Origin of the sequence: Salinisphaera sp. T5B8 (assembly GCF_040361255.1) — a bacterium.
Classification (GTDB): Bacteria; Pseudomonadota; Gammaproteobacteria; order Nevskiales; family Salinisphaeraceae; genus Salinisphaera.
On sequence record NZ_APNG01000004.1, the window covers coordinates 1 to 19,062 of the forward strand.

General features: G+C 63.4%; 15 protein-coding genes. 7 read left to right on the forward strand and 8 right to left on the reverse strand.

Annotated elements, in window-relative coordinates; translation table 11 throughout:
• From pqiB to rph, 8 genes are all read right to left on the reverse strand, one after another.
• On the reverse strand, positions 1-1,646 hold a 1,646-nt coding region (pqiB, locus tag T5B8_RS04535; RefSeq protein WP_353176642.1), incomplete at its 3' end, for an intermembrane transport protein PqiB.
• Positions 1,643-2,902: a PqiA/YebS family transporter subunit gene (locus T5B8_RS04540; protein WP_353176644.1), complete on the reverse strand. Its 1,260-nt coding sequence runs from the start codon at positions 2,900-2,902 to the stop codon at positions 1,643-1,645. The genes pqiB and T5B8_RS04540, both read right to left, overlap by 4 nt.
• Positions 2,903-3,439: 537 nt before the next feature.
• Positions 3,440-4,732 (reverse strand): citrate synthase, encoded by a 1,293-nt coding sequence (locus tag T5B8_RS04545; RefSeq protein WP_353176646.1) that lies wholly within the window; start codon positions 4,730-4,732, stop codon positions 3,440-3,442.
• Positions 4,733-4,769: 37 nt separating this feature from the next.
• Positions 4,770-6,041, reverse strand: coding sequence for a malic enzyme-like NAD(P)-binding protein (locus T5B8_RS04550; protein WP_353176647.1), 1,272 nt, complete (start codon positions 6,039-6,041; stop codon positions 4,770-4,772).
• Positions 6,042-6,319: 278 nt separating this feature from the next.
• Positions 6,320-6,508, reverse strand: a complete 189-nt coding sequence (locus T5B8_RS04555; protein ID WP_353176649.1) for a CPXCG motif-containing cysteine-rich protein — start codon at positions 6,506-6,508, stop codon at positions 6,320-6,322.
• 14 nt (positions 6,509-6,522) lie between these two features.
• On the reverse strand, positions 6,523-7,704 hold the full coding sequence (gene hemW / locus T5B8_RS04560; RefSeq protein ID WP_353176651.1) for a radical SAM family heme chaperone HemW: 1,182 nt from the start codon (positions 7,702-7,704) through the stop codon (positions 6,523-6,525).
• Positions 7,688-8,305: an RdgB/HAM1 family non-canonical purine NTP pyrophosphatase gene (gene rdgB, locus T5B8_RS04565; protein WP_353176653.1), complete on the reverse strand. Its 618-nt coding sequence runs from the start codon at positions 8,303-8,305 to the stop codon at positions 7,688-7,690. Before rdgB ends, hemW begins: the two co-directional genes overlap by 17 nt.
• 6 nt (positions 8,306-8,311) lie before the next feature.
• Positions 8,312-9,034: a ribonuclease PH gene (gene rph, locus T5B8_RS04570; protein ID WP_353176654.1), complete on the reverse strand. Its 723-nt coding sequence runs from the start codon at positions 9,032-9,034 to the stop codon at positions 8,312-8,314.
• A gap of 134 nt (positions 9,035-9,168) precedes the next feature.
• Between rph and T5B8_RS04575 the strand changes: the two genes are divergently transcribed.
• From T5B8_RS04575 to T5B8_RS04605, 7 genes are all read left to right on the forward strand, one after another.
• Positions 9,169-10,032 carry a YicC/YloC family endoribonuclease gene (locus tag T5B8_RS04575; protein ID WP_353176656.1) on the forward strand — a complete coding sequence of 288 codons (864 nt, stop codon included), beginning with the start codon at positions 9,169-9,171 and terminating at the stop codon, positions 10,030-10,032.
• A 7-nt stretch (positions 10,033-10,039) separates the two neighbouring features.
• A complete protein-coding gene (gene gmk / locus T5B8_RS04580; RefSeq protein ID WP_353176658.1) occupies positions 10,040-10,645 on the forward strand; it encodes a guanylate kinase in 606 nt (201 codons plus the stop codon).
• Between the two features lie 77 nt (positions 10,646-10,722).
• Positions 10,723-11,040, forward strand: coding sequence for a DNA-directed RNA polymerase subunit omega (rpoZ, locus tag T5B8_RS04585; RefSeq protein WP_353176659.1), 318 nt, complete (start codon positions 10,723-10,725; stop codon positions 11,038-11,040).
• Positions 11,041-11,727: 687 nt separating this feature from the next.
• A complete protein-coding gene (locus T5B8_RS04590) occupies positions 11,728-13,890 on the forward strand; it encodes a RelA/SpoT family protein (protein WP_353176661.1) in 2,163 nt (720 codons plus the stop codon).
• Positions 13,891-13,976: 86 nt separating this feature from the next.
• On the forward strand, positions 13,977-14,372 hold the full coding sequence (locus T5B8_RS04595; RefSeq protein WP_353176663.1) for a RidA family protein: 396 nt from the start codon (positions 13,977-13,979) through the stop codon (positions 14,370-14,372).
• Positions 14,365-16,482, forward strand: a complete 2,118-nt coding sequence (gene recG / locus T5B8_RS04600) for an ATP-dependent DNA helicase RecG (protein ID WP_353176664.1) — start codon at positions 14,365-14,367, stop codon at positions 16,480-16,482. The genes T5B8_RS04595 and recG overlap by 8 nt, the downstream gene beginning before the upstream one ends.
• Before the next feature lie 613 nt (positions 16,483-17,095).
• Positions 17,096-19,060 (forward strand): CASTOR/POLLUX-related putative ion channel, encoded by a 1,965-nt coding sequence (locus T5B8_RS04605; RefSeq protein ID WP_353176665.1) that lies wholly within the window; start codon positions 17,096-17,098, stop codon positions 19,058-19,060.
• The last annotated feature ends 2 nt before the right edge of the window (positions 19,061-19,062 follow it).

Below are 19,062 nucleotides of genomic sequence, written 5' to 3' on the forward strand. Positions count from 1 at the left end.
TCCTCAAGATACGAGACGCCTTTCCCGGTAATGTGCGATGAACCAAAAATAAGGGCGTTGGGTCGGTCGTGCAGGGTGCGCGCCAGCGGCGCGACATCATCGAGTACGCGGTTGAGCCGCTCCAGCGAGCGGCTCAACTCGCCGTAGGCTGGCGCGCCCTGCTGGAAACCGTCGAGCGTTTGCTGCAGTTCGCCGAGGGTGACACGCAGCGTACGCGGCAGTTCACGCGTGTCTTTCGACTCCAGCAACCGGTTGATATTGCGGGTCGCGCGATGCAGTTCGTCGAGCGTGGCGTTGGAGGTTTCCAGCGTGTGTCGGAGATCGTTGGCGATCGGACGGATATCGATCGCGTTGAGCTTGTCCATCAGGTCGGAGAGCTGGCTCTGGATGCTGGTAATGCTGCTGGGCACGCTCGGAAAGACGTCATAGGCGCCGATGGTGGTGGGCGTATAGTCGCTCGTCTTGTCCTCGAAGTGGACATCGATGAAGGTCGAGCCGGTGAGCAGATTGCCCGACTTGATTGTCGCGCGCAGGCCATTGGCGAAGAAGCGACGGGTTTTCTCGCGCCACTGGGCATCGCTCCACTGGGTCCAGCTGTTGGCAGGGCGCTGGGGCTCGATTGCGATGAGCACCGGGATCTTGAAATCGGAGAGCTGGTCGTAGTTGAAGTCATCGCGGAAGAAGGGCACTTCCACAACCGTGCCGATACGCAGGCCCCGATACTCCACCGGCGCGCCGGGGTTGAGTCCGCGCACCGAGTCGTCGAGCAGGATCACGTAGCGGATCTTGCGATCGAAACGATCCTGGTTGGCCGCGCTGCGCGTGGCATAGAGCTTGAACGCCTGGCCATCGCTGGCTTTTTCGCCGGCATCGACGCCATTGGCGCGGCCGAAGGTCACGCCGCCGGCCAGGATGCTCTGCAGGGAGCCGGTCTGTACGTCCACGCCGTCCGAGCCGAGATGAAAATCGATGCCCGATCGCAGCCAGAACTGGGTGGTATCGGTAATCAACTCGGCATAGGGGTCGCGTACGAAGACGCGGTATTCCATCCGCTTTTTCTCGAGTGAGAACTCACTGGCCTCGATCTGGCCCACCGTCTGGCCCTGATAGATGATCGGATCGCCCACCGCCAGCGAGTTGTCGCCATCGCTGGTCAGGCGTACGGAAACCCCGGGTTCGTCAGAGGACGTCGCCGGCGGCGTATCCTGGACCTTGAAGCGGCGTTGCGAGGTGTCTGCATTACCCGGTTGCAGCTGGATATAAGCACCGGAAAGAATCGTGCCCAGGCCGCTGATGCCCTGACGGCCCACCCGGGGTTTGACCACCCAGAAGCGGCTGTCGGCCACCAGCAGATCGGCGGTATCCGGGTTCATCTGTACGGTTGCGACCGCGCCTTCGTAATCGTCGGCCAGGCGCACGGATTCCAGATGCCCGACCTCGACGCTACGGACCTTGACCAGCGTTTTGCCGGCTTCGAGACCCTCGGCGGTATCCAGGGCCAGGGTGATTTCCGGGCCGCGCGACATGACGTTCTGGTAGATCAGCCACAGGCCGATGAGCGCCGCGCCCACGGGGATCAGCCAGACCGGCGAAATTCGCCGGCGCCGTGCGTCGTGCGTCACGGCGGTGTTCGGATCATCGGTCATGGTGTTTCCGTTTCGAAAGTCTCGCCCCACAGCCGGCGCGTGTCGAAGGTCAGCGCTGCGACCATGGTAATGATCACGACCGCCGCGAAACATAGCGCCGCCGGGCCGGGTTCGATTGCCATCAGCGCGCCCGCGCGCACCAGCGCGACCAGCACGGCGACCACGAACACATCGATCATCGACCAGCGGCCGATTTTTTCGGTGATGCGATACAGGCGCATCTGCACGCGCGAATCGTGGTGGTATCCATGACGGGCAGCAAGGCACAGCCAGGCCAGTGCGATGATCTTGCTGATCGGCACCACGATGCTCGCGATGAAGATCACGGCCGCGATCGGCCAGGAGCCGGTATGCACCAGATGCAGTACGCCGCCGATAATCGTCTGTGGATCGGTCGAACCCAGACTGGTCGTCGACATGATCGGATAGATATTGGCCGGAATATACAGGATCACGGCCGTAACCAGCAGCGCCCAGGTCAGCTGCAACCGGTCGGCGGCGTGGGCCACGCTACGCCGCCCACAACGAGGGCAGCGTTCGCCTTCGCGCGGGCGAAACGGCATGTCGCAGCCGCGACACACGACCGCGCCCTGACTGGCGCCGGTTCGCCCGGGTTGCAGACTGGTGGGCTCGACAGCATCCGGGGCCAGATCCCGCCATAGCGAGGGCCAATCGACGAGCGTGAAGCAGCGCAGTAGCAATACCGCATACACGCAGAACACTGCGAACGACGGGCCGATGGCGATATCGGCGAGCGTGACGATCTTGATCAGGCTGACCAGTACACCGACGATAAATACGTCGGCCATCATCCAGGGTTCGAGCGGGCGCAACTGGCGGGCGAGCAGGCGGGTGGCATTACCCGCGCTACCTCTGATGGCCTGGAGGCAAAGAAACACGACCGCGAGCAGATAGAGCCCCGGCAGGGCGACGGTGGTACACAGCAGCAACAGGCCCAGGCTTGGATAGTCATGGCCGGCCATCGCCCCTGCGGCATCCAGAAAGCTCATCGTGTGGGTCACGCCGCGGGTGGAAAAACTCAGAAAGTCGAAGGCGAAGACCAGCGCGAGCATGATCAGCGCGGCCAGTGCCCAGGCCAACGGGCGTTGATGGTCGGCCTGGGCCGGTGGCGCGACGTGATGGCCGCACCGCACACATTGCGCGGCTTCGCCCGGCGCGCGCGGCGGTACGCGCATTACCCAGTCGCATTCGCTGCAAACGGCGATTGTCTGCGGTAGCGCGCGGCGCGAATTCATGCGGTCAAGATAGGGTTTTTATCCATGGTTGGATGCGCCGGTCGGGATTGACGGTCGTGCGGGTGTGTTACCTACGCGGGCCCGCGGGTCAGGGCAAATATACGCGAACAAGTCCGGCTCGCGGGCAGGGCATCGACAGCCGAGCACGAGTCGAGACAGACGGCTATGCGGCAGTCGCCGGCACTTATGGCCGGTTCAGGTCCTCGAATGAACGCCAATACGCGCGAATATCGAAGGCGAGCAAACGCCTCGCGCCTTTGGCGTGGGTGTAGAAAGTCGCAGTGTGCGGGCGACTGTGCGTATGAAAGCATGCATTATCTTGCGCAGGTACAAAGTTCAGCAAAAGGTATGAAGCGCCGATCGCCCGCTTTGCGTCGCTCTGCCTTTTCGCCTCATTTGCGTTCATTCGCGGACGAGACTTTTCAACGATGAGCGCAGGTTGCGCCGCAGTTTGCATTGGCCGCGTCCTTGGCGTTGCGATACCCACAAAAAAAGCGGGCCGTAGCCCGCTTTTTTCAATCGCGACGTCGCTGTCGATCAGCGGTTGTCGATATCGACATAGTCGCGCAGCTGGTAGCCGGTGTAGACCTGGCGCGGACGTGCGATACGCATGCCAGGATCGGCCATCATTTCCGACCAGTGCGCGGCCCAGCCGACGGTGCGCGCGATCGCGAACATCGGGGTGAACATGTTGATCGGAATGCCCAGCGCCTGATAGATGATGCCGGAATAGAAATCCACGTTCGGATACAGCTTGCGCTCGACGAAGTAGTCGTCTTCGAGGGCGATGCGCTCGAGTTCGAGGGCCAGCTCGAAGAGCTTGTTGTTCTGCATGCCGTAGTGCTCGAGGATCTCGTGGCAGTAGCCGCGAATGATCTTGGCACGCGGATCGAAGTTCTTGTACACACGATGGCCAAAGCCCATCAGACGGAACGGGTCGTTCTTGTCCTTGGCCTTTTCCAGATACTTGGGTACCTGCGATACATCGCCGATCTGGCCGAGCATGTTCAGCACGGCTTCGTTGGCGCCGCCGTGTGCCGGTCCCCACAGGGCCGCGATGCCCGAGGAGATCGCCGCATAGGGGTTGGCGCCGGTGGAGCCGGCCATACGCACGGTCGAGGTCGAGGCGTTCTGCTCGTGGTCGGCGTGCAGAATGAACAGCACATCCAGCGCCTTGGCGGCGACCGGGTCCACTTCGTATTCTTCGGCCGGCACGGCAAAGCACATGCGCAGGAAGTTGGCCGCGTAGTCCAGATGATTCTTCGGCCCGATCTTGGGTTGGCCGATGGAATGCTTGTAGGCAGCCGCCGCGATCGTGGGCATCTTGGCGATCATGCGATGGGCGAAGATCGCGCGATGCTCGGGATCGCGAATATCGGTGGTGTCGTGATAGAAGGCCGACAGTGAACCGACGATGCCGGTCAGAATGGCCATCGGGTGGGCATCGTAGTGGAAGCCATCATAGAACTTCACCAGCGATTCGTTGAGCATCGTGTGATGCGTGATCGCATGGCGGAAGTCTTCCATCTGCGTGGCATCGGGCAGTTCGCCGTTGAGCAGCAGATAACAGACTTCGAGATAGCTCGATTTCTCGGCCAACTCCTGCACGGAGTAGCCGCGATACATGAGGATGCCGTTCTCACCGTCGATGAAGGTGATATCGGACTTGCAGCTACAGGTGGCTGTGAACGCCGGGTCGTAGGTGAATACGCCCTGTTTGGTGTTCAGGCCACGCACGTCCACACCGGGTGTGCCGAGGGTACCCTCGACGACCGGCAGTTCGGTGCTGCTGTCGTCCTGCGGATTGCTGATCTTGAAGGGTTGACTCATCTGCGATCTCCCGGGTTTTGTCCGCCTCGAAGTCGTATCAGCCCTGATCGGGCTCGACGACCGGCTGCGGATAATGCGAAGGATAGTCGGTGCGCGCAACGCCGGTGGCGATAGCGGCCTGTGCCACGGCGGGCGGAATGAAATCGATCAGGCGCGGATCGAACGGGCTCGGAATGATGTACTCCGGGCCGAACGACATCGAATCCTGGCTGTGGGCTTCGAGTACGCTGTTGGGCACCGGCTGGCGGGCGAGTTCGCCCATCGCCCGTGCCGCGGCCACGCACATGGTCATGTTGATTCGGCGTGCGCGCACATCCAGCGCGCCGCGAAAGATATATGGAAAGCCCAGTACGTTATTGACCTGGTTCGGGTAATCACTACGCCCGGTGGCCATGATCAGATCGTCGCGCACGCCCTTGGCTTCTTCCGGCGTGATCTCGGGCGTGGGGTTCGACAACGCGAACACCACCGGCTTGGCCGGCATCATGCCGATCTGTTCGGCCGAAACCGTGCCGGGGCCGGACAGGCCAACGAACACATCGGCCTGTTTCATGGCGTCGTCGACGCTGCGCAGATCGGTCTTGGTGGCGAACTGGGCTTTCTGCTCGGACAGGTCGTCGCGCTCGGAATGGATCACGCCCTTGCGATCGCACATGAACACGTTGTCCAGCTTGGCGCCCATTTCCAGCAGCAGGTTCATCGAAGCGACGCCCGCCGCGCCTGCGCCCATGCACACGATCTTGGCATCGGCCAGCTTCTTGCCCTGCAGTTCCAGCGCGTTGATCAGCCCGGCGGCGACGATGATCGCGGTGCCATGCTGGTCGTCGTGGAACACGGGAATATCGAGTCGCTCGATCAGCGTGTTTTCGATTTCGAAACAGTGGGGTGCGGCGATATCTTCGAGATTGATGCCACCAAAGGTGGGCGCGATACGCTCGACGGTGTCGATGAAATCCTTCGGATTATCGGCGTTGACTTCGATATCGAAGACATTCACGTCGGCGAACTTCTTGAACAGTACCGCCTTGCCTTCCATGACCGGCTTGCTGGCAAGCGCGCCGGTGTTGCCCAGGCCCAGTACCGCGGTTCCGTTGGAAATCACGGCAACCAGATTGCCCTTCGAGGTATAGCGAAAGGCCGCCTCGGGATCGTCACGGATTGCCTTGACCGGTTCGGCCACGCCCGGCGTATACGCCAGCGATAGCTCTTCGTAGGTGGTGAAAGGCTTGGTGACCGATATCGCAAGTTTCCCCGGCTTGGGCTTTGCGTGATAGTCCAGAGCTTCCTGTTTGCGCGAGTAATCGGCCATGCAGTTTGGCTTTGCGTTGAAGCGTAAGGAGCCCGTTGGCGCGCGATATGCGGCACCCAGGCAATGATCGACGAATGCCCGAGTATACCGGCGCACTTGCCGTGCGACTAGCGACGCGGCCGTTCAGCGTACGTAAATCACTGCCGTCAAAAAAATTTTTTATAGAAATCGACTGCGACGAATGTCGAATAAGGACATTTTCGAAGTCGCCGGGCACTTATTCGAGCCGCCGGGCAACGCAACAGAATCCGGTCGAACATCGCCCAGCGCTCGGTGCGCTAACCGTTTTCCTGGTCGGCTTGAATCGATGCGACCGTACCGTCGGCGTCGAGCGCGACCTGGATATCGATCGGCTGGCAGCACACGAAGCAATCCTCGATATAGCGCTGATCGCCGGCCGAGCTGTCCACGACCACGACGATCGGCTCGCCGCAGTAGGGACAGGTAATCGTGTGTTCTTCGAGCATCGGGTCGTTCGGCCTCAGGGCAGCAGTTCGGTCAGGATACTGTCCAGAAAACGCCAGCCGTGGTCGGTGGCCCGCAGCGACTTGGCATCGAAAGATACCAGCTTGCGGTCGATCGGGCCGGCCAGCGCCGCGCCCAGTTCGTACCAGTCGAGGCCCGTGCGTTGTTCGTAGTCTTCGCGTGTAATACCCGCGCGTCGGCGCAGGCCATTGAGCAGACATTCGAAGCGGGCATCCTGTGCATCGAGCACGCGGGTTTCGGCGATCGAGGCCGGCTTGCCGGCCACGCTCATATAGCCGGTCGGCCAGCGCTGGCGGGCACTGCGCTCGATGTGCCCGTCGGCGCGGGTGCGCTTGCCATGGGCGCCCGCGCCGATCCCCAGATAGTCGCCAAAACGCCAATAGTTCTCGTTGTGGCGACATGCGCGCTGCGGTTTGGCCCAGGCGGATACTTCATATTGCGCATAGCCGGCCGCGCTGAGCCGGGCGCTGGCCTGTTCGAAGATTTCGACCACGCAGTCGTCATCTGGCAAGGCCGGTGGCTGGCGGTAGAAGGGCGTATTCGGCTCCAGCGTGAGCTGGTAATAGGAGATATGGCCCGGATCGCGATCGATGATGGTTTCCACATCGGTCATCGCCTTGGCCAGCGTCTGGCCGGGCAGGCCGAACATCAGATCGCAATTGATCGCCTCGAAACCGCCCGCGCGGGCGTCGTCAATCGCCGCCAGGGCTTCGCCCGAGCCGTGGATACGCCCGAGTGCGCTCAGGCAGTCGTCGTCCAGGCTTTGGATACCCAGCGACAACCGGTTGACGCCGGCCGCACGCAAATCGGCAAAGCGGGCGTGTTCGGTGGTGCCGGGGTTGGCCTCGAGGGTGATCTCGCAGTCGCGGCTCAAGCCCAGGCGATCATCGAGGGCATCGAGTACCCGCCCGATCGCGGCCGCAGAGAACAGGCTGGGGGTGCCGCCGCCGAAGAACACGCTCTCGATCGGGCGGGTTTCCTCGGCCGCGGCCAGTTGCCAGTCGGCCAGCAGGGCCTCGATATAGGCGGTTTCCGGCAGTTGTGCGGGTGCGCGATGCGAATTGAAGTCGCAGTAAGGGCATTTGCGCACACACCAGGGCAGATGCACATAGACCGATAGCGCGATGGCATCACGCTGGGCGATCGCGTGCGTGTCGTGCTCAGCCGCCGCGCTCATGACCGCGCAGTTGTTCGACCAGCTGTTGCATGGCGCGGGCGCGGTGGCTGATCGCGTTCTTGCGTTCGGCCCCCATTTCGGCGGCGCTGGCGTTTTCCGCATCGACCCAGAACAACGGGTCGTAGCCGAAGCCGTGATCGCCGCGTGGCGCGTCGAGTACGCGCCCACGCCACACGCCGTGGGCGATCACCGGCACCGGATCGTCCGCGGTTCGGGTGGCCGCCAGACAACAATGAAACGCCGCACCACGCTCGTGCGGCGCGAGGCCTTCGAGTGCGGCCACCAGTTTCGCGTTATTGGCGGCGTCGTCGCCGTGGGTGTCGGCATAGCGGGCCGAATGAACGCCAGGCGCGCCATCGAGCGCATCCACGGCCAGGCCGGAGTCGTCGGCGATCGCGGGCAGGCCGGTGTGGGCTGCCGCATGACGGGCCTTGATCAGCGCGTTGTCGACGAAGGCGATACCGGTTTCCTCGGCATCGGGCACGTCGAATTCGCTTTGGCTGACCAGTTCGATGTCGAGCACGGCCAGCAGGCTGCGCATTTCGGCGAGCTTGCCGGCATTGCCCGAGGCCAATACCCAACGTTGCGGCGATCCGGACATGGCGGGCTAGTCCGTGCGCGCCGCGCGCTGGGCTTCGATGAGCTCGCCAATGCCTTTCTCGGCATGGCCGAGCAGGGCATCGAGCTCGCCGCGGGCAAAGGCATGGCCTTCGGCCGTGCCCTGGATTTCGACGAAGCCGCCGGCCTCGTTCATGACCACGTTCATATCGGTTTCGGCCTGGGAATCCTCGGCATAGTCCAGATCGAGCACCGGCATGCCGTTATAGATGCCCACTGACACGGCTGCGATCTGGCCATGAATGGGGCTGGTCTTGAGCTTGCCCGCAGCCACCAGCGAATCCATCGCATCGACCAGCGCGATATAGCCGCCGGTAATCGAGGCCGTGCGTGTCCCGCCATCGGCCTGGATGACGTCGCAGTCGATGGTGACCGTACGGCTGCCGAGAGCGTTCATATCGACCACCGCGCGAAGGCTGCGCCCGATCAGACGCTGGATTTCCACCGTGCGCCCGCCTTGCTTGCCACGCGCGGCCTCGCGCTGATTGCGGCTACCGGTCGCGCCCGGCAGCATGCCGTATTCGGCGGTCAGCCAGCCGGTGTTCTGGCCGCGCAGCCACGGCGGCACGCGCTCTTCCACGCTGGCGGTACAGATCACCTTGGTATCGCCGAAGCTCACCAGCACGGCGCCGGCGGCATGTTTGGTGAAATGGCGTTCGAAGCGTACGTCGCGCAATTGGTCGGCAGCGCGTCCGCTGGGTCGCGTGGTCAAGATTCGTTGCCTTTGGTCGTCAATAAAGTCAGCCGCGCAGTGTAACAGCGCCGAGGAGGTTTCTTGCCCGTAAGCCGGCACGCCTATGCGATACTGCGCGGCTTGCTTGTATTGACGATGACCACGGACAGCCCATGACCCGGAGCATGACCGGTTTTGCACGCAGCCAGGCCCAGGGCGACTGGGGCGAGGTCGTCTGGGAGCTGCGCAGCGTCAACCATCGCTATCTGGATATCCATCTGCGGCTGCCGGACGCGCTGCGCGCCCTCGAGCCGGCGATTCGCGAAGCCGTTTCACGCGTTGTTTCGCGCGGCAAGGTCGATATCGGCGCCAAGCTCGTGACCACCGATGACACCCAGTCCATCGAGATCGACGAGCAGCGTCTGGCCGCGCTCGCCGAAGCACTGTCGCAGGTGCGATCGACAGTGATCGATTGCCGCGCGCCGGACGCATTGCGTCTTTTGACTTACCCCGGTGTGCAGCGCGAGCGCGAACCCGATACCGACGCCATTCAGCGCGAGGCGCTCGCCGCCCTCGAGGATGCGCTCGCCCAGTTGCAATCCATGCGCGCGGATGAAGGCGGCCGCCTGGCGGATATGCTCATCGAACGCGCGCGCCAGATTCGCGAGCACGCCGATGCCGCCGCCGAACGTGTGCCGCAGGCGCGCGCGGCCTGGCATGACAAGCTGCGTGCGCGTCTGGCCGAGCTGGACACCGAGGCTGATCCGGCCCGGGTGGAGCAGGAATTGATCGTCACCGCCCAGCGCATGGACGTGGCCGAAGAAATCGATCGCCTGCACAGTCACGTGGCCGCGCTGGAAAAAGCGCTCAAGAAGAAAGAGCCAATCGGCCGGCGGCTGGATTTTCTCATGCAGGAGTTCAACCGCGAGGCGAACACGCTGGGTTCGAAATCGCAGGACGCGCAGTTGACCGCCCATGCGGTGGAGATGAAAGTGCTCATCGAGCAGATGCGCGAACAGGTTCAGAACATCGAGTAGGGCGCGCGTGAACGATAGCCAAAGCCAACGCCGCGGGCAGCTGTACGTCATCTCCGCGCCTTCGGGCGCGGGCAAGACGAGCCTGACCCATGCCGTGATCGAACGACTGGCCGCGCGCGGGCGCAAGGCGCGTTTTTCGGTGTCCTACACCACGCGCAACGCCCGCCCGGGCGAGGTCGACGGCGAGGATTATCACTTCGTGTCGGTGCCCGATTTCGAAGCCATGATCGCCACCGGCGCGTTTTTAGAACATGCGCGCGTGTTTGATCGTTACTACGGCACGTCCGCCGCCGAAACCGAGCGCTGGCTCGCCCACGGCCAGGACGTGGTGCTGGATATCGACTGGCAGGGCGCACGCCAGGTACGTGAGCGCGCCGATAATGTGGTCAGCATCTTCATTCGCCCGCCCTCGCGAGACGAACTGGAGCGGCGTCTGCGATCGCGCGCTTCCGACGACGACGCCCAGATTCAGCGCCGGCTCGCCGAGGCCGACGACGAGCTCGCTCGCGCCGACGAATACGACTATCAACTGGTTAACGACGTCTTCGACGAGGCCATCGACAAGCTCGAACAGATCTTCTGGGACACCGATCCGGGGCGAAACACGCGGTAACGCGTCACAGGGCTGGCCGGGCGGCGCGCGCATGGTTATACTGCGCGGTTTGCCACCCTCGTCGCGAGAGTATCGTCATGGCCCGAGTTACCGTCGAAGATTGTCTTGAGCACGTCAACAACAAGTTCGAGCTGGCCACAATCGCGGCCAAGCGCGCGCGCCAGCTTGCCCGCGGCGCCAATGCCCGCCTGCCCTGGGAAGACGACAAGCCCACGGTGATGGCGCTGCGCGAAATCGCGGCCGGTGAAGTCACCATCGCGATTCTCGACGAGCCGGACCTGCCGCCGGTGAGCACTGGCATGGATGCGCCGCAGCCGGCCGAGCCCAGCGAAGACGAACTGGAAGCCGAAGGCGAAAAGAAAGCCGCCAAGCCCGCGGCCGACGCCGACGAATAAGTCAACGTGGCCGGCCGTTGCCGGCAAACGTGACGAAAAGCCGCTGTCTTCAGCGGCTTTTTTATATGGAACGTCAGGCCGTTGCTTGATCAAAGCCAGCTGTGTTTCATGCTTAGTGAAACAGCGTTTATCCGCAGATTACGCAGATTGCGCAGATTCTTGGTGTGGCCTTGCTGGGTGATCGACTGCGTTGGCGCCTCGGTCTTGGTAGCCGTGCGAAATGGAAAGCTCCGCAGATCGACGCAGATCGCACAGATCCAACACGAGCGATCGTGGCCGTTCGCTGCCATCTTGCGCCTGGGATGCGCGCTTGTTCATCTGCGTAATCTGCGAACTCTGCGGTTCCTCTTGAAGAACGGAGCCGCCGCAAAGGCCGAACACCGAAACCTACACACATCGGTTTCCGTCTGCGCACCGCCTTCAGCGTGAGGCGCGAACAGCAGAGCAACGGCTTTCGCGCTTTTGTCTTTCGTCCTGTTCGCGTGTCTTCGCGTTCATTTGCGGACCTGTCTCGGCCTGCGCGGGGGCGCTTGACGGGCTCGGTCGCGTTGGTCTTGGTTCGTTCTGTGCGCGAAACGCGGGGCGGTAGCGCGCGGCGCGGGTCGATTTCCCCGGGGCCAGGGTTGCGGCGCAGGGCCCGTCGTATATCGAGTCGTCAAAACGGCGTTTTAGCAGTAGTCTTGGCGCATGGAATTGCCAAGCGGTATCAACCGGCTACAAACGCGTATCCGTACTTCGCGTATTTCGCGCGAGTTCGGTATCGATACGCTGGCCGAACATCTGGAAAGCTATCTCCCGGAGCCGGCAATCGCGCGCGTGCGCGCGGCGTATGAATTCGGCGAGCGCCAGCACCGCGGTCAGTTTCGCAAGACCGGCGAGCCGTATATCTACCATCCGCTGGCCGTGGCCCGGATTCTGGCCGAGATGCGCCTGGATGCGACCACGCTGATCGCGGCCATTCTCCACGACGTGATCGAGGATACCGACGCCGCGCGCGAGGAAGTCGCACAGCGCTTCGGCAAGGAAGTGGCCGATCTGGTCGACGGCGTCAGCAAGCTCGACAAGGCCCAGTTCCATAGCCGCGAACAGGCCACGGCCGAGAGTTTTCGCAAGCTCATGCTGGCGATGACGCGCGATATCCGCGTGATTCTGGTCAAGCTCGCCGATCGGCTGCACAACATGCGCACCCTCGAGGGCATGACCGCGAAAAAGCGCGCCTCGATTGCCCGCGAAACGCTGGAAATCTATGCGCCGATCGCACGGCGGCTGGGTATCAACAGCATGCGCCAGGAGCTCGAGGAACTCGGCTTCAAGAATATGTACCCGCGCCGCTACGAAGTCTTGCGGCGGGCCAGCCAGTCGGTCACCGGGGATCGTCGCAGCCTGCTGCGCGAGATCGAGGAAACCCTGTCGCGCGCGTTGGCCGCCGAAGGCATCGGCGCGATCGTCAAGGGCCGGCGCAAGAATCTGTACAGCATCTATCGCAAGATGCGCGAAAAGCATCGGCGTTTTCTGGATGTGTTCGATCTGTACGGCGTGCGCGTGATCGTCGACGCCGTGGACGAATGCTATCGCGCGCTGGGCATCGTGCATCATCGTTATCGGCCGATTACCGAACAGTTCAACGATTTCATCGCCAACCCCAAGCTCAACGGTTACCAGTCGCTGCATACGACGGTGATGGCGCGCGGCGGGATCAAGTTCGAGGTCCAGATTCGCACCCGCGAAATGGATCAGATCGCCGAATCCGGGATTGCGGCGCACTGGCAATACAAGCTCGGCGAAAAGGCCGGCAAGCTCGGCAATCTCGATGCCGAGGAATGGCTGTCGCATCTGGCCGAAATGCATGAGGGCGAGCGCGATTCGTTGCGCTTTGTCGACAATCTGCGCATGGACCTGTTTCCCGACGAGGTCTATGTGTTCACGCCCAAGGGCCAGATCATCCGTCTGGCGAAGGGCGCGACCTGTGTCGATTTTGCCTATGCGGTGCATACCGAGCTCGGCCATCGCTGTGTCGCGGCCCGTATCGAAGGTCATCTCGCGCCGCTCAACAGCCAGCTGCAATCGGGCCAGACGGTCGAGATCATCACCGCCAAGCACGCGCGCCCGAACGCGGCGTGGCTGCATTTTCTCAAGACCGCGAAAGCGCGTACCGGCGTACGCAACTTCCTGAAGAATCAGCGCGAAGACAAGGCGCAGCGGCTCGGCGAGCGGCTGCTCGACAAGGCGCTGGGCGATCTGGGGCTGTCGTTGCGACGGCTGTCGCGCTCGGATATCGACCGCGGGCTGGCGGAAATGGACGAACCCAGCCTGCCGGCGCTGTATGCCGCCATCGGATTGGGGCGGCGGCTGGCGCCGCTGGTCGCCCGGCATTTTCTGGCCAGTGACGCGCCGGTGGCCAAGGGCCGGCGGGCCAAGCCGCTGGCCGTGGAGGGCACGGAAGGCTTGGTGGTCGAGTTCGCCAAATGCTGTCATCCGGTACCGGGCGATGCCATCCACGGCCAGGCCAGCCTTGGCCGTGGGCTGGTCGTGCATCGCTTTGGCTGTGCCTATTCCACCCGCAAGGGGGCCTCGGCCGATCGCGTCGAGCTGACCTGGGCCGACAATGTCACCGGCGAATACGATGTCGAATTGCGCGTGACCGCGTCGAACAAGCGCGGGCTGCTGGCCACATTGACCGCCAAATTCGCCGATGCCGATTCGAACATCCAGAACATCGTATTCCCGGAAAGCAGCGGCGCACTGATCACCATCCGTTTTCTCATCGAAGTGCGCGATCGCCACCATCTGGCCAATATCATCCGCAGGCTGAGGCGGATCAACGCGGTCGAGCGAGTCGAACGGGCCTGAGCCTGCGCATGGTCGAACCGGGGCTGGGGCGTTCGGGCGCGCCTGTGTGACAATGCGGTCTTGGGTTTTCCACCAGGCGCAATTTCATGATTCAACCGGCCACACATCAGATCATCAAGACCGAAGAGGCGCCCGGCGCCATCGGCGCCTATTCGCAGGCCGTTCAGGCAGGCGACACTGTATATATCTCCGGTCAGATTCCGCTCGATCCGGCCACCGGCGAGCTCGTCGAGGGCGATATCGAAGCCCAGATCGAGCGTGTTTTCGACAATATCGATGCCGTGGCCCGCGCTGCGGGTGGCACGTTCGCGCATGTGGTGAAGTTCACGATCTACCTCACCAACATGGACAACTTCGGCGCCGTGAATACGGTCATGGAACGCAAGCTGGCCAAGCCCTATCCGGCACGCGCGGCCGTGGGCGTCGCTGCGCTGCCCAAGGGCGCTGCCGTAGAGGCCGATGCCATCCTCGTGCTTGGCTGACAAGGCCCGAAAGACCCCAGGCCTGGCGGCCAGCGATCCCTGTCGGCGCTTGAGCGGGGTCGGCCCGAAACTGGCCGACAAGCTCGCCACACTCGGCATCGCCAGTATCGCCGATGTGCTGCTGCACCGGCCGCTGCGCTACGAAGACCGTAGCCGGGTCACGCCGGTCGCCGAGATGATGCACCACGCCGCGCCGGTGATCGCGGTGGTGCGTATCGAAGCCGCCGAAGTGCGCCACGGGCGTCGGCGCAGCCTGCTGGTGAGTACGACCGATGGCCAGGCGCGGCTGTGGCTGCGTTTCTTTCATTTCGCCCCGGCTCAGCAGGCACGGCTGGCGCCGGGGGTATGGCTGCGCGTATTCGGCGAGCCGCGTGCCGGCGTTTATGGCCTGGAAATCGTGCACCCGGAATACCAGATCGTCGACGATGCGAACGCCGGTCACGATTTCACCCCCGAGTTGCGGGCGGTCTACCCGGCCACGGCCGGGGTCACGCAGAACCGCCTGCGCGATATGGTCGGCCAGGCGCTGGATATGCTCGACCGACCCGGTTTCTGGCCGGATGCGCTACCGGCCGACCTGGGCGCGGACCTGGCGGCGGCCGGCGTCAAAATTGATGTCGCAGCTGCGCTGCGCTGTATTCATCGGCCGGCGCCGGGCGAGGATCTGGCCGCCCTTGTCGAGGGCAGCCATCCCGCGGTTACCCGGCTGGCCTTCGAGGAATTGCTGGGCCATCAGCTTGGCTTGCGCAGTCGACGGCGCCAGGTAAAAACCGAACGCGCGCCAGTGCTCGGCGATGCCGGGCGCGGTCTGGCGCCGTTGTTCGAACAGCTCGGCTTTTCGCCGACTAACGCCCAGCGGCGCGTGATCGGCGAGATACTCGCCGATATGGCGGTGGCCCATCCCATGCTGCGCCTGATTCAGGGCGATGTCGGTTCGGGCAAGACCGTGGTTGCGGCCGCAGCCGTGCTCACCGCGATAGAAAACGGCTGGCAGGCCGCCTTCATGGCGCCCACCGAACTGCTGGCCGAACAGCATTACACCAATCTGGCCGCCTGGCTGGAGCCTTTGGGTGTGAAGGTGCTGTTGGTAACCGGACGACGGCGGCGCGACGATGCGCTGCTCGCGCCGATTCGCGACGGCGAGCCGGTGGCCGTGGTCGGTACCCATGCCCTGTTTCAGGCGTCGCTGGATTTCGGGCGGCTCGGCCTGTGCGTGATCGACGAGCAACACCGTTTTGGCGTGGATCAGCGGCTGGCGCTGCGCAACAAGGCCGCCGCCGGCGGACTGACCGCGCATCAGCTGATCATGACCGCCACGCCGATTCCGCGCACCCTGGCGATGAGCGCCTATGCGGATCTGGATACGTCGGTAATCGACGAGTTGCCGCCCGGGCGCACGCCGGTCGTCACCGTCGCCGTGCCCAATACGCGTCGCGATGAAGTGGTCGAACGGATTGGCCGGGCGGTCGCCGACGGCCGACAGGTCTACTGGGTGTGTACGCTCATCGAGGCTTCCGACAAGCTCGAGGCGCAGGCGGCCGAAGCCGCGGCCGAGGCACTGTCCGTCGCATTGCCGGGTGTGCAGGTATCGCTGGCGCACGGGCGTATGAAGGCCGCGGCCAAGCAAAAGGCCATGCAGGCCTTCAAGGCGGGCGCGATCGATGTGCTCGTGGCCACGACCGTAATCGAGGTGGGTGTGGATGTGCCCAATGCCTCGCTCATGATCATCGAGAATGCCGAACGCCTCGGGCTGGCCCAGCTGCATCAGCTACGCGGGCGCGTGGGGCGCGGCTCGGTAGAAAGCCATTGCGTACTGCTCTATCAGCCGCCGCTATCGGAAACGGCGCGCAAGCGTTTGTCGGTGTTGCGTAATACCGGCGACGGATTCGCCATCGCACGTGCCGATCTGGAACTGCGCGGGCCGGGCGAGGTGCTGGGCACACGCCAGACCGGCGCGGCGAGTTTTCGTATCGCCGATCTGGTACGCGATGGCGTCTGGGTGGAAAAGGCCCTGGCCGCGGCCGATGATGTGCTCGCTTATCACCCGCGCGAGGCGGCCACGCTCATCGAGCGCTGGGCCGGCGGGCGCGGCGGCTACGCCGGCGTCTGACAACTTACGGTCGACGAGGTGACGCATGAAACTCAGCCGGCCGCGTTCGGGCAACGACTTGATAGAGAAAAGGCGGCTGCGTTGCATCCATATTCGAAACACCGCTGATCCACAGATTACGCCGATTGATTGATCGCGCTGGCGTAGGGTGGGCGATCGACTGCGTTGGCGCCGTGACTGCGGTGGTACTGCCGAAAAGGAACAGTCCGCAGATCGACGCAGATCACACAGACCAAAGGCAGGAAATCTTGATCGTTCGTCGTCGCCTGGCGCACGCGCCGGCGCTCTTCCTCCTCTGCGTAATCTGCGAAATTTGTGGTTCCTCTTGGACAACGGAGCCGCCGGGCAGGTCAAACAACGAAGCCGACCCACATCGGTACCCCGTGCGGACTACCTATTAGTGCGGCGCAAACGTCAGAGCGGCCGGATTTCTCGCGCTTTGTCTTCCGCGCTGTTCGCGTATTTTCGCGTTCATTGCCGGCCACACTGCTTGCTTGAGCACGGCCAAATGCGTTTCATACATAATCGAGGCGACAGATAGGCTGTCGCACGGGCACGCGGCGCCTGAAGTCGCTACTGAACTCCATCCATATCGAGACGGGAAAAGCCCGGCGTGAAACTGCTCGTACGTCTACGCAATCTGCTTCAGTTCCAGCTCGAACAGTTCATGCTGCGGGGCGTGCTCTCACGGCTGCTGGTGATCGCCTGGGCCATGGTGCTGATCGCGGTCAGTGCCGGGCTGCTTGTCTACAACCTGCCGCATGCCGGGCAGGCCGGTGAAGAGGGTGATCCGGGTTCGGCGATCTGGTGGGCGTTTCTGCGGCTGACCGATTCGGGCTATCTCGGCGACGATGAGGGCACGTTGCTGCGCACGGTTTCCACCACGTTAACCGTGATGGGTGTCGTACTGTTCGTGGGCGCGCTGATCGCGACCATGACGCAATGGCTCGACGACACCATCGAAACACTCGAAGCCGGCTACACGCCGATCGCCAAGAACAACCATATCCTCATTCTGGGCTGGAGCAGTCGCACCCCGGGCATGGTCCGCGATCTGGTGTATTCGCAGGCGCGGGTGAAGCGTTTTCTCGATCGCCATGGCGGCGGGCGTCTGCATATCGTGATTCTGGCCGAGCGGGTCAATACCGCCATGGCACAGGAACTCAAGGACCGCCTCGGCCGGCGCTACAACTCGCGCCACATTACCCTGCGTTCGGGTACGCCACTACGGGCCGATCATCTGCGCCGGGTGGATTTCGGCCATGCCGCCGCGGTAATTCTGGCCGGGCGCGAGTTCGAGGGCGACAACGCCACCGACGAGGCCACGATCAAGACGCTGATGAACGCCACCGGCAGCACCGAGGAACAACTGCCGTTGCTGGTGGCCGAAATCTTCGATGCCAATCATCTGCCAACCGCGCGTCGGGCCTATGCGGGAGAAGCCGAACTGATCGGCGCCGGGCGTATCGTGGCCCGCCTGCTGGCCCAGAACGCGCGTAATCGCGGGCTGTCGTGGGTCTACGGCGAGCTGCTCAACGGTAGCGACGAGCAGATCTTCGTACGCGAATGCCCGAGCCTGGCCGATCAGCGGCTGGTGGATGTGGCTGGCTGTTTCGAGCGCGCGGTATTGCTGGGTATCGCCCGCGACGGTGCGCTGGTGCCCGTGCATCGCACCGATGACGAGCACATACGCGCCGGCGACCGCCTGGCGTTTATTGCACGCAGTTACGAAGACTGCGTGCCCACGCGCGCGCCGGAAGCCGTGGTCACGGCCTCGCCATTACAACGGCAACTGCGTGCCAGCCACCGCGGTCACCGGCGGGTGCTCGTACTCGGCTGGAACCGCAAGCTACCCGCCTTGCTGGCCGAGTTCGAAGCCTATCAACGCGAAAGCGTGACCATTGATGTGTTCTCGTTGCGTCCGGTCAGCGAACGCGAAACATTGCTGGCGCGTCAGGGCGTGGCGTTTTCCCATGCCACGGTGCGCCAGATCGAAGGCGATTTCACTTCCTATCACGATCTTGCCCGCCTCGCGCTGGCCGATTACGACAACATCATCCTGCTGGCCAGCGACTGGCTGGGCTCGGCGGAGGCCGCGGATGCACGCATGGTGATGGGTTATCTGGTGCTCAGCGAGCAGTTCGAACACATCGAAAACCCGCCGTTCACCCTGGTGGAGACGATGTCGGCGGATAATGCGGCCCTGTTCGAAGCCGCGCATGTAGAACGTCTGATCTCGCCGCAGATTCAGTCCAGCATGCTCACCCAGGTGGCCCTGCGTCGCGAACTGCACTGGGTCATGGAAGAGCTGTTCGGTGCGGGCGGCGCGGAAGTGGTTTTTCGCGACGCACATACGCTGGGCGTGACGGGCAGCGACGACAGCTTCGATACGCTGCGGCGTGCCCGTGCACGCGAAGACGAGATCCTGCTGGGCGTGCTGCGTGCGCCGCATGGCGCCCAGCCACGGCTGCAGCTCAATGTCGTCGAAAAGCAGGCGCCATTGCGCCTGGCGGCAGGCGATGAATTGGTCGTGCTGGCCGTGCCGGCAGCGGTCGCCGGCGTGTCGGATAGCGGCTGACG